Raw genomic sequence first — 15,392 nt, 5'->3', positions numbered from 1 at the left:
CACGAATATGAACATTAAAAATATACGGTTTTATTTAATTCTTTTACTTGTGTTAACCGGGACAAGTTGTAAGAAGTTTCTTGAGGTTGAATCGATAGAAAGATTCTCTGGAAATCGCTACTGGAAAACAGGTGCCGATGTGGAGGCATTTACCATTGATATTTACGCAAGGCTTTGGGATAAACTCTCTAACTCTTGCTTTTGGCCAGCTGCAGGCGAATTTAGGCTCGGAGAGCTTGCATCAAATACAGCCGCCGCAGGTGTTACCAGCTTTCAATCCAATGACCAGAACCGAAGGGTGGTTTATGATTATCTGGTTAAAAACGATATGAAGGCCGTAGTTTATGGAATAACAGCAAACTCACCATGGTTAACTAATGGTGCATCGCCCAGGACATTTAATACGGTGCTGGCTTTCAATTTCGCTGTTAATACCAATTGGACGGATTTTTACAGGGTTATTCAGGAAACCAATATCATGTATGAGGAGGTGAACAAAGGAATTCCCGGGTTAAGTGATACCGATAAACAGCGGTATATGGCTGAAGCTGTATTTATCAGATGCCTCACCTATTTCATTATGGTTAGGATATATGGCGATGTTGCTTATTATACCGATGCAAATCACGCTACGCCATTGGGCAGGGAGAAATTTGTAAGTGTATTGAACAAATGTATCGCCGAACTTGAACCATTAAAAAATAATCTTCCATGGAAATATGATGATCCGGCTTTAAATGGCGTACGGGCAAACAGAGCAGGAGCAATCTCACTTTTAATGAACATGTATATGTGGAATGCCGGGTTTGATGAGGCAAACAAAAGCAGCTATTATGAGAAAACAGCTGCTTTAGGGAACGAACTTATTCAGAGTAACCAGCATTCGCTTATTCCAATTGAAGAAACAAGTCGGATATTCCTTGGCGGAACAAGTGAAAGTTTAATTGAATTGAAGGAAAGTTCTGCCTTTACATCGGGTTCCAATCTTTTTTATAAATCAGCATTTCCTGGCGAACCGGTTGTGTTAACCAAACATGAAGAAAACGGGACCACAACGCAACTGCATTATAATAAAGTATATATCGATTTTCTGTTTGGCAACGGGAGTGATTACCGGGCAGATATGATTCAAAATAGGGATCAGGAAAATGGACGGTTTGCCTTATCTAAATTTGAAGGTCCGGTATCTGTGCTGGGCTTTCCCGACTGGGCACTTGTGCTCTTTAGGTACGCTGATGCGGTATTACTCCAGGCCGAGGCCCTTGCCAACTTAGGAAGGGACGGAGAGGCGACGGCTACGATTAATTTGGTCAGGATGAGGGCTAATGCTCCCGCTTTATCTGGTTTGGTAGGTCAGGATCTGAAAGATGAGATATTTAAGGAAAGAGGGCGCGAATTGCTTGGGGAAGGCTACCGTTTTTTCGATTTGGTACGTACAAAACGGATTCTTGATCCAAAATGGACTTCAAACCCACTATCAATCGATCAATTTAACAGAGGGGCTTGGACATGGCCGATTGACCCGGCTGCCCGCGATAGAAACCCTTTTATGACATTAAATGATTACTGGTTCTAACAATTTATATAATCACAATGAACTATTTTAAGAAATTATCAAGCCCATGGCTATTCGTATTATTTTCTTGCCTGCTCATTTTTGCCTGCAAAAAAGATCAATACTATTTTGATGGGGGCAAATCTAATCCTGTTTTTCCCGGAACTACTTTAGAATACCTAAAGTCGAATCCGAGAAGTTTTGATACGATTGTGAACATCATTAAAATAGCCGGCATGGAACGCCAGTTTAGCGAAGATACCCTTACCTTTTTCGCCCCGCAGGATTATGCTGTTGCTTTGTTGATCAAACAAGTCAATTCGACATTATTTACCTATGGAAAAGACACGGTGAAGACGCTTACCGATATAGATGGATTGATTTGGCGCAGGTATCTTTCCAACTATATTTTTAAAGGCGCGAACAAGCTTAACGATTATCCACAAATAGATGTTGGCGCAAAAGCCATATTCCCGGGCCAAAACTATGTAGCTTATAGCGGAGATGTATTTAATATCGGTGTAAGATATGCGGATGCCGGCGGGGTGAAATACACGGGTTACAGGCAGTTGCTGCTGTCTTATATACCGAACGTATCCCAGCCTTTAGATAATTGGGTCAGTATCCCCATCACTTCTTCTGATGTGCAGCCTAAACATGCTGTAGTGCATGTGCTGAGTACAGATTTTCCGTTTGGGGCTGATCCTCAAAATTTAATCCAGGACGTATTATTAACTAAGTAATTCGAAATATGTCAGTTTTTAAAATAAAAATTTGGTTTACGGCCTGCAGCCTTTCAATGCTATTGCTAGCCGGATGCAAGGATGAAGTTACAGAGTTTGAAAACCCCTATATAGGCGGGAAAATGCCTTTAGGATTAAAATTTAACACAGCCAGTGCTATAGAACCTGCACAAGGCAGTGCCAATGATGTGGTAACGGTAAGCGTTATAGGAGCCGAACAATATAAAACACAACTTCATTTCCAGTTTAGTGGTGAAGAAGCGGAGATCGTTTCGATTGTTGGCGATGTGGTAAAAGTTAAAGTTCCTGCTGCAGGTAGTTCAGGCTCAACTTCCATACAAATTGGCGACCAGGTCTTTTTTGGTCCACAGTTTAAGGTTTTTGGCAAAATATCGGATGATCCCTACTTCAAGGCAAAAATAGGTGCCAATAACACCATTTACGATGCCTATAAAATGAGGAGTGGAAAATACCTGATGGTAGGAGAATTTACCGACTTTAATGATAAAGGAATTGTTTTGGCCATTAAAAAAATAGCGGAGACTACGTACGAAGGGGAGGTTCAACGAACATTGCAATTGGGTACCGGGGTAGTTAGCGGTTACCTCAGTGCTGTTACGTCGAGCCCGAACGATGCCAATATTTTCGTTGCGGGAAATATGTCTGCATTCGACCTCAAGGGGCCGGTTAAAAATATCACAAGACTTACTTCTCTTGGGGCGATTGACCTCAAGCAGGTTGATACCTATTCATCAAAGAATGGTGGAGCCACTTATCCAAAACTTACCGTTCCCGTTTTCAATGGAGGAACAGATGCCCCGATTAAGCGGATTTTTTACTTCAATAACGGAATAATTGCCGTAGGAGGAGTTAAATATTATATCTCCCACCGGTACGATGTGGGCAGAACGTTTACCTACACATCTGGAAATACAACCTTAACCGGGTATAGAGATAGTCTTGTTCGTGACTCTGTTCCCATCAGGCAGGTAGTACGTTTTAAATTAGATGGAAGTCTTGATAATACTTACCATTTCTCTGGAGGAACTACCCTTGAAGGCGGTAATGGTAACATTTTAGATGCCGTAATGCAGGCCGATGGTAAATTGGTATTGGTAGGGGCTTTTTCAAAATTTGATAATAAGGCAGCCGGTGGAATTGTTAGGCTTAATACGGACGGAACTGTTGACGATTCTTTTCAGGCAGGTAAAGGTGCTACTGGTTATATCACAAGCATCAACTGGAACAGTACTACGCAACGATTTGTACTTACAGGTGTTTTTAGCTCATTTAACAACCAGCCCATTCAGAATATTTTAGTGCTCAAAGCCGACGGATCAATTGATGATACTTTTGTTTCGGGAAACTTTGATAGCGGTTATCCGTCGTTTGCGCAGCAGTTGTCTAACGGCTTGATTGTGGTATCGGGTAATTTTAAAAAATATAACAATGTACGGCGTGCAGGATTTATGATTTTATCGCCACAGGGAGGCTTGGCTCCAGGTTACAATACCCTGGGCGAGTTAACAGGAACAATTAACAGGGTTTTAGAGGAGAGAAATAAAGATAATAAGCGAAGCATCGTTTTGCTCGGCTCGTTTAGAAAATTCGATTCGCAAGCTGTTCAGAATATCAAAGGTTTAGTGCTTGAGGATTAATTAAAAGTAAATTATGAAAAAGAATTTTACAACGGTAATGGTAAGGCTGCTCTGCTTTTGGATGGTGGCCATTTTGGGAAGTTCTTGCCAAAGTGAATTTGACAAGGTAGCCCCTTTAGTGATAAACGATACCACTTTCAATAGTCCGAAAGCAAGGAAAGTGTTGGTTTTGGTTGTTGATGGATTGCGTGGGGTGGCTTTAAAAGAAGTTGGGCCTCCTAATATGACCAGCCTTTTAAAAAAGTCTACCTATTCGTATTACTCCGTAAGCGATGAAGGTTATGATGAGGCGACCACATGGGCAGACCTATTTACCGGGGTATCAAAAGCCAAGCACGAGGTAACAAGTGCAACACTCGGCAATAATAAACTGAATTTGTACCCTGTAGTATTTCAGCGTATTAAGGAGGCAAATGCAAATGTTAGAATTGCAACTTTTTCTTACAGCAATACATTTACAGACAATTTTACAAGCGACGCTTCTGTTAATTCGAGGGCAACCTATAATAGTGATACGGAAATTCAAAATGCTGTTTTGAAGGAATTGGCTGATGATAATGCCGGTGTGGTAGTGGGTATGTATAAAAATGTAAATACAGCCGGTAGCACCAATGCTTACGAGAGTTCAAATCAACAATACAAAAATGCTATCCTTCAGTTTGATACCTATGTTGGCCAGGCCATGGAGGCATTAAAAAATAGAAAAAATTATAGCAAGGAAAACTGGATGGTGATCGTTACTTCCAGTCGCGGAGGGGCGGCAGCAAGTGTAGTGAATGATAATACTATATTTTCAAACCCAAAGGCCAATACATTTACGCTTTTTTATAACGATAAGTATCAATCAAAACTAATAGACAAACCATTTACCGGCAATGTTTATGACGGAAACTTCGTTCGCTTTTATTCGTCTACGGGAGTAGCGTCTGAAGCAGCGCTGCAAAGCGGTGCGATCAGAGCTGAACTCAGATTTGATGACGTTTTAAAATCTTCCGCTATAAATCCATTGAATTTCGGTAGTAAAGGCGACTTTACCATTGAAATGAAGGTAAGAAAGAACAAAAACACAATAGGCACTTTTGCAAAGGAAAATATAGGCACTTATACATTTCAATGGCCAAGTTTCTTTGGCAGAAAGATTACCAGGCTTAACAATACCGGAGGTGTTGGCTGGTGCCTTTCTATAGAAAAGCTGACCTGGCGTTTTTCACTTGCCAGAGGGGCAACACCCGCAGGTACTAATGAGATTGGGGTAAATGCCGATGATAAGAAGGTTATTATTGCCGATGGAAACTGGCATGCGATTGCTGTTGTAATTAGGACAGAGGGCACAAAGCGTTTCGTCTCGCTGTATACCGATGGCATTTTTAATACTAAAGCAGAAATTCCTGAAACCTTATGGCCTTTAATCGATACTTATAATGCACCCTATACTATAGGTTATATTCCCGATGAAAACAAAGATCCCTTCGATGGGAATGTGTCTGATATCAGAATCTGGAGAAAAGCATTATCTGATGAGACCATCAAGCAATTTTCGTGCGACACCTATGTGAGTAGTTCTCACCCTGATTACAGTTATCTCGCAAGCTACTGGCCTTGCAGAGATGGAGCTGGCGGGAGGTTTAAGAATGAAATATTAACGGAGAATGGTAATTATGATTTTAAAGTGCTCAAAGGGGGTACACCCCTTATAAAGGGCACTGAACTTGGAAATAGTACCGTGTGGGAAAAAAGCAATTACATCGTTTGTCCAATTTCACTTCCCGATATATCTGCAACAGTACCGGGATCGGATGATATAACCGCACAGATCTTGTCGTGGCTAAGTATTCCGATCAAGGAAAACTGGAATTTGGATGGGAAAGTATTTTTAAATAATTAATTCGTCGATATGAATACGTTTTATAAAAATCATACTAAAATAGTAATCCTCTTTTGTACCTTTTTAGTGCTTACGGTCACTTTTCTGTACTCCTGTAAACAGGAAGACTTTGTTGATGAGGTGAGTTCCTTATCCGGAGTGCTTAAATTTGACTATCCATCGCTGGTTAATGCAGTTAATGTTGCTGATATCACAAAAGGAGACGATAGAATTATTTTTCCTGTTCGGATAGCGCTGGAAAACCCTGCTAATGCTACCTTTACCGTTAATATTGCGCCTGAGCCACAGCTGGCAATTTCGCAAACGGTAACCAATGGTGCAGTGATCAATTTTCCTGATTTTTCAATGCCTCAATCTGTTGAAGTGCGGTTTGGTACAAAGAGTGTAACCTTTAATGTAGCCGTTTCTGCGAGTGCTATTGAGCGGAATTATGGTAAAAATCTGGTTTTTGCCATCACGCTTTCCAATCCGTCAAAATCGCAAAAATTGGATGAAAGCAAAAAATCTGTAGTGCTTACATTGAATACTGCAGATATAGCTAAAATAGATGAGTTACATTTTTTATCATTTACTGCTGCGGTAAGCAATCCAAACCAGGTTGTAACGCAACTAACTTCTCCTAATCTAACCGCTAATAATGTAAGCTTTGATAATAATGGTTTCTCCATAAAAGCACAGGTAGATTTAGGCGGAAAAGCCTCAAGGGGCTTTAAAACATCAATTGCATATAATGCCGATACATTAAAAAAATTGCTTGCGAAAGGACTGCTTCCTGCAGGCACCGCTATTCTTACAAATGCCGCATTGGATCTTAATGATGTTTACCTGGATGATTATAAGAGTTCGGCTATTGTTGAAATGAGGGTTAACATCGATAGTATCTTTGCAAGATTTCCATCAAAAGTTGCATTGGCATTTACCTTATCTAATCCTGAAAAATACCAGGTAAATGCTGCAAAAAACACACTGGTTTATTTAATAGACCCGCTGCGCATATTTTCGGATATTACAAAAGTGTTGAAAAATACTTCACAGCCGTTTAAAACCAGCACCATAGATCCAAATCAGGGCAGATGGGGCGTGCTTTCGGGCTGGCTGTTTAATGCGCAAGGAAATACTCACCAATCTTACAGCCTGACAAACGAACTGAATGGCGCCTATGGCTCGTTTGATAATAACAATAGCACCCAAATTGCCTTCGAATCTGGTTATACCGCTTCAGATGCCGGAAAGCCGGGAGGTTCTCCAACAACACCCAATATTACAAACGGGAAGATTTATCAGACTGTTTTATTGCCGGCGGGTACTTACAAATTTGATGCAAATGTACGTGGAGGTGTAACAACCGATAACACCAAAGGCGCCTACAGTGTTGCTGCAATAGGCACTAATATTCCTGATATTGCTGCTCCAACAACCCCTGCAAACTTTGTAGGCAGGGTGGCCATAAATGGGGCAGGAAGCAAATCATTTACCTTTACGCTAAACGCTGCTGCTACGGTATCGATGGGCTTTGTTGCCACACTTTCTGGTAGCCAATCGGTCAATATATCAGGAGTAACGTTAACGCGTACGTTAAACCCTTAGTATTTGTTAGAAAATATCCTCAGAATTGGAAGTCAAAATTGTAAATTAGTTAAACCCCTTAAAAACCAGATGAGGTTAAAGCGTCCTTGATTACCTTTATTTATGAAATTTGCACTTAATTTTTTATACCAGACTTTTTTGTTTGTTACGCTTAGTGCCACTGTTTTCGGTCAGAAAACGGAAAGCTGGGGAGGGCAAAAGGATGGAACCTTTTATAACCCGGTTATACCTGCCGATTATAGTGATTTAGATGCCATCCGTGTTGGTGATGATTTTTACGCCATATCCTCAACCATGCAGTTTTCGCCCGGAATGGTCGTATTACACTCTAAAGATCTGGTGAACTGGGAAATTGCGGGGCATGTAGTTGCTGATCTCACCCGGATCAGTCCTAATTTGGACTGGACGAAGATGAATAGTTATGGCAAAGGGATCTGGGCTGGGTCTATCCGGTATTATAAAAATAAATTTTGGGTCTATTTCGGTAGTCCGGACGACGGATTTTTTATGAGTTCAGCCACTGATGCTAAAGGGCCCTGGGCGCCACTACACCAGGTTTGGAAGGTGTCGGGATGGGACGATTGTTCTTCTTTCTGTGATGATGACGGACAGCTTTATTTTATAGCGACAAACTTTAAACTGGATACTAAAACCAATAAAAAGTACAACATTCATCTCTTTAAGATGGCTCAGGATGGCAAGAGCCTGCATATGGATACTGATACGATTATTCATCAATCTTCAGGCAGTGAGGCAAATAAATTATATAAGATCAATGGCTTATACTATCATTTTTTTAGCGAAGTAAAAGCAGAAGGCCGTGTGATGATGATGGAAAGATCTCGGAATATTACCGGCCCGTGGGAAATTAAACAGTTAAACCACGTAAACAAAAACACAGACAGAGAACCTAACCAAGGCGGACTAATGCAATTGAAAAATGGACAATGGTGGTTTTTTACCCATCATGGCTCTGGCGATTGGGAAGGAAGGGCAGCAAGTTTGTTACCTGTAACCTGGGTAGATGGCTGGCCGATAGTTGGTAAGGTTGGCGAAGATCGTATTGGGAACATGGTATGGTCTGGAAAAGCCCCAATTCCCCTTAATCCAAATGTAAAAATCCAAACAGATGACGATTTTTCATCCGTAACATTACGTCCGCAATGGGAGTGGAACTACCAACCCAGAAATGACAGGTGGTCACTCTCTGAAAGAAAAGGGTTTCTTCGCCTTAAGGCTTTTCAACCTATAAAACCTGAAGATCCGAAAAAAATCTTATTAAGAGCTGGTAATACCATTACGCAACGCAGTATGCGAACCAGGGCTAATGAGGCTACTGTGAAACTGGATATCAGTGGAATGGCCGACGGACAGTTTGCCGGCCTGACACACTTTTCTACAACATCTATGAGCATGCTGGGTATTATACAGCAGGGTGAGGAGAGGTTGATGGTGTACCATGCGGATGGGCAGGAATCACCTGAGATAAAAATAAAAGAAAGCACGGTTTGGCTGAGGTCGATCTGGGATTACCAAGGCCAAAATCGGTACTTCTATAGTTTAGATGGGGAAACGTTTTTACCAATTGGCAATGTTACCCAATTAACCTGGGGGAGTTACCGGGGCGATAGAATAGGCATCTTCAATTATAATAAACTTGCAGATAAAGGCTATGTGGATATAGATTACTTTAAGTATAAGTATACCAAATAAGGTTTGGTATTTACGACTATTCGTTATTCAAATTTGAGAAACATATAAGCGCTTTCACCCATTTTTAAACTAAAATACACACACAAATATAATTTATGATTCGTTTCTTATTTTTCCTGACTATTTTTTTCAATTTATGCTTTCAATGTTTTGGACAGAAAAATGATTTATTATGGTACAATACACCTGCAAAAAAATGGACTGAGGCTTTACCTGTTGGAAATGGAATGTTGGGCGCCATGATTTATGGCGATCCGTCTAATGAATTACTCCAGCTTAACGAGGCAACTTTATGGAGTGGCGGTCCGGTAAAAGCTAATGTAAACCCCAAGGCACCCGAATACCTTTTACGTACCCGAGAGCTGCTTTTAAAAAATGAAAATTATCAGGAGGCAAATACCGAGATAAAGAAAATGCAGGGCGTTTATTCTCAATCTTACCTGCCCTTGGCAGACCTGAAGTTGAAGCAGGATATTGGCCCCGGTCAATTTGAGAATTATATAAGAGACTTATCTATTGATGAAAGTTTGGCCTCGGTCAATTTCAAGGCAAATGGAGTGGCTTACAAACGCGAGGTGATAGCTACTGCACCAGGTAAAGCCATTGTTATTCGTTTAAGTGCGAATAAACCTGGCATGATCAATTTTTTTGCCAGTGTAAGTAGTCAGCTTAAGGGGATTATAACTGCAGATGGGAACAATGGTATTATTTTTAAAGGAAAAGCCCCATCACAAGTTGATCCGAGTTATGTGAACTATAATCCCAAGCCAATAAACTATGACGATGCCGATTGCCGCGGTATGCGGGTAGCCATGCAGGTTCGCGCTGTTTTGAAGGGTGGGAGCGTTAAGTCGGATACTTCTGGCGTGAAGGTTGCAAATGCAGATGAAGTGTTGCTGTTTATTTGTGCCGCCACCAGTTTTAACGGTTTCGATAAATGTCCGGTAAGCGAAGGGAAAGATGAGATAAAAATTTGCAGCAATAACCTTACAGCAGCGATTAAGCGCCCATGGAAGGAGTTATACACTGAGCATGTAGCTGATTATTCGCGTTATTTTAACCGTGTTAAATTTAAGCTGAGCACAGCCAACGATACTTCAAATGCAAAACTTCCTACAAATGAGCGCCTCATTGAATTTAGTAAGGGTATAACCGACCCGGCATTTGAAACGCTTTTATATCAATATGGAAGATACCTGCTAATCAGTTCTTCGCGGCCTGGCGGACCTCCGGCAAATCTTCAGGGGATATGGAATGCCTCAATGAGACCACCATGGAGCTCAAATTATACCATCAATATTAACACCCAAATGAACTACTGGCCTGCGGCAATCAGTAACCTGGAAGAAATGGAATATCCATTATTTAAGTTTATCAACGATTTGGCTGTAACAGGCAAAGAAACTGCCAGAGACTTTTATCATATGAAAGGCTGGGTTGCCCATCATAACAGCGATATATGGGCTTTAAGTAACCCGGTAGGGAATTTAGGAAAAGGCGATCCCAAATGGGCAAACTGGTATATGGCAGCTCCTTGGTTAAGCCGCCATTTGTATGAACATTATCGCTTTACCCAGGATAAAGACTTTTTAAAAAAGGCTTATCCGGTGATGAAAGGTGCAGCAGAATTTTTAGTAGATTATTTGGTAGAAGATAAAAATGGATATCTGGTTACCGCCCCATCATTCTCACCTGAAAACGAATATTATGACGATAAAGGGAAAAAAGCAAATACCTCTATCGCTACAACCATGGATATGTCAATCGTTCGCGACCATTTCCGTAACTGTATCGAAGCTTCAGAAGCATTAAAAACCGATAATGAATTTAGAAAGTTACTTAAAGCAAAATTAGCGAAACTATACCCACTTCATATTGGCAAGGCGGGTAACTTACAGGAATGGTATAAAGACTGGAGAGATGTAGAACCGCATCACCGTCATGTAAGCCATCTTTATGGTTTACACCCTGGGCGTGAAATATCACCGTTAATCAATGCCGATATTGCTACGGCCAGCAAAAAAACGTTGGAGTTACGCGGTGATGAAGGAACCGGTTGGAGCCTTGCCTGGAAAATTAACTTCTGGGCGCGTTTACTCGATGGTGACCATGCTTATAAGCTGGTTCGTGATTTAATGCGCGATTTAAGTGTCTCAAAAGGTGGTGGTTTATATCCAAATCTTTTCGATGCCCATCCTCCATTTCAAATAGATGGAAATTTCGGTGCAACATCAGGCATTACAGAAATGCTCTTGCAAAGCCACCTGAGCGAATTGCATCTATTGCCGGCTCTTCCAACATCATGGGCGAATGGAAACATATCTGGACTAAAGGCCAGAGGCGCTTTTACCGTTGATATGGAGTGGAATGCAGGTAAATTAAAGTCGGCATTGATCAGATCTGGAAATGGGGGTAATTGTGTGATCAGAACAAGCACCCCGATTCGTGTAGATGGGGTTAAAACAAAAGTCACTAAATCAGCAAATGGATACCTGACAACGTTTTTAACCAGTAAAGGAAAAAGCTATAAAGTAAGGAACTAAGATTTGAAAAAACTGGTTTGGCAGATGAATGTTAACGCAACACTAAAATTTTCCGCATCCACAATAATATGCATACTGATATTTTCTCTTGCAGCTACGGTTACATTTGCTCAATCTGCCTTTAAGGCCACCAGGATCTCTAACGGATTGTTGCTCCGTTCGGGATATAAGACGCTGAGGGTTGAATTTGTAGATCTGGCAATTATTAGGGTAAGAAGTGTTCCGGATGGTGACTTGAAAAGCAATGAAACCGATGTATGTATCGCTGAATTGTTATTTTTTCTCGTTTTTGATATGCCACAATATCCAGTTTTTATTGGAGCAGACCGGATGCAGCGAAATTCCTTTTAAACGTAATGTTTGTACCGTATTGTTATTCAGTAGTCCAAAGGAATCGTATTGGCTTTCTTTTTTGGTTGCCAATATGTAGGATACATGGTTTACAGGTTGAGCAACTGCGGCCAAAAACCTATTTTCGCCTGGAGTCAGAAAAATTTTGGCAGACCCTGTTAATGCTATGATTTGGTAGGCATTGGCATCATCTGCAAGTATGCCATCATTAGCGCTGATCTTTTTGATGTAGCTGGATAGTTTTTCATCATCGTCTCTTTCAAGCGGCTTTTGCGTCATTATGGATACAAGTGCGCCCTGGTATTTTTTTTCTTCAGGCAGAGGGCTTGCATTCATTGTAAGGTATGCGGTAACAAGCTGTAAAATGATAATCGAGAAATAAAAATGTTTATTGAACCGAAGTGTTCTGGTACTTTTTGCGTTTGCTATAACAGCCCAACAAAGGCATATAAAGGCTGCGTAAAAATGAATGGGGATATAAACATTGGGATATTTTATCTTTAAGAATTCCATGAAGAAGAAAAGGGAAAAAACCATAAAGATGTTGCGGTTGATGCTCTTGAAAATGCCCAGGCAGAGCAGTAACAGGGGCGCAAACATCAATATCCTTACCGTTACCAAAAAATGCACCTCAGGAAATATACGCCCCAGTTTGTTATCAGCTAAATTATTGAGATTATCTGTCTGATCTGTAATTGCGCTATAATTTGCATAAGGACTGTTTAAATAATAATCGGCATCTCCGGTGTAGGTCTGGTTCAGCATCCTGAAAATCAATATCGCAGTTATCGGCAGGGCAAATATGATGAGATATACGGCCAGGGTTTTATTGGCCAGTTTACGCCGTATCGATTCGGTATTGAATGCGATTGCGATCTTATCCATTGGATCGTTTTTTGCAACTGTCATGGATTGAAGGGCTACAAAAAAAATAATGGGAAGGATAAACAGCATTAGCCAGGAAAACTTGAACGAACAGAAAATAAGCAGTGTGAAATAGATACTGGCCACCGAAATATGGTAAGATGTATTGGTGCGGAAATACCGGAAAATGCTCATTACAAAAAGATAGAAGAAGATGAGCACCATGTACGAACTTTTTCCTGATACAGCGAAAAAAATGAACGCAGGATGCAGCATAAAGGTAATGAGTATGCCCCAAAACAACCAGTTTCGGTACTGGTGCGCGCTGATCGAACTTGTAATAATGAAGAAAAGCGCTGAAGTACCTAAGGCGGAGGCAAGAACCGGAGAAAACCTCATACCCAAAAAAGAGAAAACCCACGAAAAAATGAAAGGCAACTGAGGAAAAGTAAGCCCGGCGAGCTTGATCTCATCCACATCGCCCTCATGCAGAAGAGCAGATTTTTCGGTAAAAAAAAGTGCTTCATTACTGTGCACCCCCCCAGAATAAAGCAGGTAAGCGATATAAATATAATATCCGAACAATAAGAACGATATCAGGCATAGGGATTTATTGGATTTTGCGCTCATATGGTCTCCGATTTTGTGTCCCTGTTCATCTGCACCTTGCTTAGGCCATGATCTGTTTTTTCCCAATAAAAAGGTTTGATAATCAGTTGCAAAAGCCCTTTATAAGCGGCAATGGAGTGCATTAACCAGTAAAATGGGTTAAGGATAGAGAATAGAATGAGTTCATAATACCTCCGTTTAAAAACAGCTATCATATTAACATAGATAATGAGTATATTACCTATGGCCAGGTTGAATATCGAAATATAGAGTACCCAATCAGGAAATATGGTACGGATATCATCAAGATCGAATACCAGGTAGCAGATAAAAAGCAGGAGCAGAAGCGGGTAGATAAGGAAAGTAACAGGTGTTGCGCCGATAAAAAAATTAAAGCCTAAAAAGCCTTTCCAACCTATTTTTTCTATCAGTTTTGAAGGATTGCGCATATGTACCAGGTAGGTTTGCATATAACCTTTTATCCACCTGGAACGCTGTCTGATCCAGTTGAAAGGTTCGTTGTTGGCTTCCTCATAAGTTGTAGAGTTTACCAGTGCAACCTTGTAGCCTTTTGCAAAAGCCCTTATGCCAAGGTCGGCATCTTCGGTAACGTTAAAAGGATCCCAGCCGCCCAATTCCATCAGGCTGTCGAACTTAAAGTGGTTACTGGTACCGCCTAACGGAACAGGAATATCGAGTGTGCTCAGGCCGGGCAGCATGTAATCGAACCAGTACGAATATTCGAGGGTAAACATCCGCGTAAGAAAGTTCTCATTCCTGTTAAAATAATTCAGTGCACACTGTATACAGATGTAGTTTTTGGGTAGCTTGTTAAACATAACCACCACTTTTCTGAGCTGGTCCTGGTCTGGTACATCTTCGGCATCATATATGGTAAGGTATTCCCCACGCGAAAAATACAGGCCATAGTTACAGGCTTTCGGCTTTGTTTTTGGCATGTGGAAAGGAACAACAACCACTTCGAAAATAGCCGGAAAATCAAGATCTCTTACTGCATTTAATGTTTTGTCGTCATCTTCTTCTATCAGGAGTTTAATGTCAAGTTTTTCTCTGGGGTAATCCAACGACTGTAGGTTCCAGATCAGTTTTTTGATCAGCTTATCTTCTCTGTAAACAGGTAACTGGATGGTAAAAACAGGCAGGTCTTTCGTTTTTACCTTTTTCAACTCTTTTTTACTCACTGCCTGAAAAAGCTCGAGCTTTGAACCGGTAAGGGCAAGAAACAGTTTAAAAGCAATGGCTACTAAAAAAAAGCTGCTCATCAATATATTGATGATTATAGTGGTGTTGATAAAACTGAGAAAGAGGGAAGCGGTAACCAGTGCAATAACTGAAAAGATGATAATAAGCTGGGGTTGGGTAAAGGTAACAAGTGCCGAACTTTCCGGGTCCCTGTTGAGCAGTTCGAATACCGCTTTTTTAACATACTTTTCGCCCAGTAGTTTATGTCCGAGCCAAAGGATATCCAGATCGGAAGCAAGCAATACGTTTACGGGGCAGCCATATTTTTCTTCAATCAAAAGAAGATCTGCTGTTGCGGTAGGATCAGCAACTGCAACTACCACATAACCATCTACTATTCGCAACGGTAGGATCAGATCGCGATCAACCGTTTTCAGGTCCATCCGCATCATTACCTCCAGGTCGGTTTCTTCTAACCGTACATCTTTAAAATCGTAGCCCTCTTCCAATAGGCATTTTTGGTAATCCTTCCGGCTAATGTACCCAAAATTAAGCAGGATCTTTACCAGCGATAATCCACTGGTTTCCCCAAATGAAGCAATCCGCACCACATCATCTTGCGTTATATAACCACGATCAGACAGTATTCCTATAATATAACGCTGTTGTTTTTTGCCCATG

9 protein-coding genes are annotated in these 15,392 nt (G+C 41.0%); 7 read left to right on the top strand and 2 right to left on the bottom strand.

Features of this window, described 5'->3' with window-relative positions:
* Window positions 1-7: 7 nt before the first annotated feature.
* The 7 genes from FHT21_RS13400 to FHT21_RS13370 all read left to right on the top strand — a co-directional run bounded on the left by FHT21_RS13400 (window position 8) and on the right by FHT21_RS13370 (window position 11,684).
* A complete protein-coding gene (locus FHT21_RS13400) occupies window positions 8-1,576 on the top strand; it encodes a RagB/SusD family nutrient uptake outer membrane protein (protein ID WP_167295144.1) in 1,569 nt (522 codons plus the stop codon).
* A gap of 17 nt (window positions 1,577-1,593) precedes the next feature.
* Complete coding sequence (locus FHT21_RS13395) at window positions 1,594-2,298, top strand: hypothetical protein (RefSeq protein ID WP_167295143.1); 705 nt, start codon at window positions 1,594-1,596, stop codon at window positions 2,296-2,298.
* An 8-nt stretch (window positions 2,299-2,306) separates the two neighbouring features.
* Entirely contained in the window at window positions 2,307-3,956 is a 1,650-nt protein-coding gene (locus tag FHT21_RS13390; RefSeq protein ID WP_167295142.1) for a DUF5008 domain-containing protein, read from the top strand.
* Window positions 3,957-3,969: 13 nt separating this feature from the next.
* On the top strand, window positions 3,970-5,841 hold the full coding sequence (locus tag FHT21_RS13385) for a LamG-like jellyroll fold domain-containing protein (protein WP_167295141.1): 1,872 nt from the start codon (window positions 3,970-3,972) through the stop codon (window positions 5,839-5,841).
* Window positions 5,842-5,850: 9 nt separating this feature from the next.
* Window positions 5,851-7,428: a DUF5013 domain-containing protein gene (locus FHT21_RS13380; RefSeq protein WP_167295140.1), complete on the top strand. Its 1,578-nt coding sequence runs from the start codon at window positions 5,851-5,853 to the stop codon at window positions 7,426-7,428.
* 102 nt (window positions 7,429-7,530) lie between these two features.
* Entirely contained in the window at window positions 7,531-9,141 is a 1,611-nt protein-coding gene (locus FHT21_RS13375; RefSeq protein WP_167295139.1) for a glycoside hydrolase 43 family protein, read from the top strand.
* A gap of 95 nt (window positions 9,142-9,236) precedes the next feature.
* Window positions 9,237-11,684, top strand: coding sequence for a glycoside hydrolase family 95 protein (locus tag FHT21_RS13370; protein WP_167295138.1), 2,448 nt, complete (start codon window positions 9,237-9,239; stop codon window positions 11,682-11,684).
* Between the two features lie 273 nt (window positions 11,685-11,957).
* On the opposite strand, the gene FHT21_RS13365 is transcribed toward FHT21_RS13370, so the two are convergent.
* Entirely contained in the window at window positions 11,958-13,529 is a 1,572-nt protein-coding gene (locus tag FHT21_RS13365) for a hypothetical protein (protein WP_167295137.1), read from the bottom strand.
* Window positions 13,526-15,391, bottom strand: a complete 1,866-nt coding sequence (locus FHT21_RS13360) for a glycosyltransferase family 2 protein (protein WP_167295136.1) — start codon at window positions 15,389-15,391, stop codon at window positions 13,526-13,528. The genes FHT21_RS13365 and FHT21_RS13360 overlap by 4 nt, the downstream gene beginning before the upstream one ends.
* Window position 15,392: the final 1 nt, after the last annotated feature.

This window comes from Pedobacter sp. SG908 (assembly GCF_011759615.1).
Lineage (GTDB): Bacteria > Bacteroidota > Bacteroidia > Sphingobacteriales > Sphingobacteriaceae > Pedobacter > Pedobacter riviphilus.
Note: the sequence above shows the minus strand (reverse complement) of the source record. Positions and strands in the feature narration are given on the sequence as shown.

Coding starts and splice junctions, on each gene's coding strand:
- FHT21_RS13400 (WP_167295144.1), top strand. CDS start 8: ATGAACATTAAAAATATACGGTTTTATTTAATTCTTTTACTTGTGTTA.
- FHT21_RS13395 (WP_167295143.1), top strand. CDS start 1,594: ATGAACTATTTTAAGAAATTATCAAGCCCATGGCTATTCGTATTATTT.
- FHT21_RS13390 (WP_167295142.1), top strand. CDS start 2,307: ATGTCAGTTTTTAAAATAAAAATTTGGTTTACGGCCTGCAGCCTTTCA.
- FHT21_RS13385 (WP_167295141.1), top strand. CDS start 3,970: ATGAAAAAGAATTTTACAACGGTAATGGTAAGGCTGCTCTGCTTTTGG.
- FHT21_RS13380 (WP_167295140.1), top strand. CDS start 5,851: ATGAATACGTTTTATAAAAATCATACTAAAATAGTAATCCTCTTTTGT.
- FHT21_RS13375 (WP_167295139.1), top strand. CDS start 7,531: ATGAAATTTGCACTTAATTTTTTATACCAGACTTTTTTGTTTGTTACG.
- FHT21_RS13370 (WP_167295138.1), top strand. CDS start 9,237: ATGATTCGTTTCTTATTTTTCCTGACTATTTTTTTCAATTTATGCTTT.
- FHT21_RS13365 (WP_167295137.1), bottom strand. CDS start 13,529: ATGAGCGCAAAATCCAATAAATCCCTATGCCTGATATCGTTCTTATTG.
- FHT21_RS13360 (WP_167295136.1), bottom strand. CDS start 15,391: ATGGGCAAAAAACAACAGCGTTATATTATAGGAATACTGTCTGATCGT.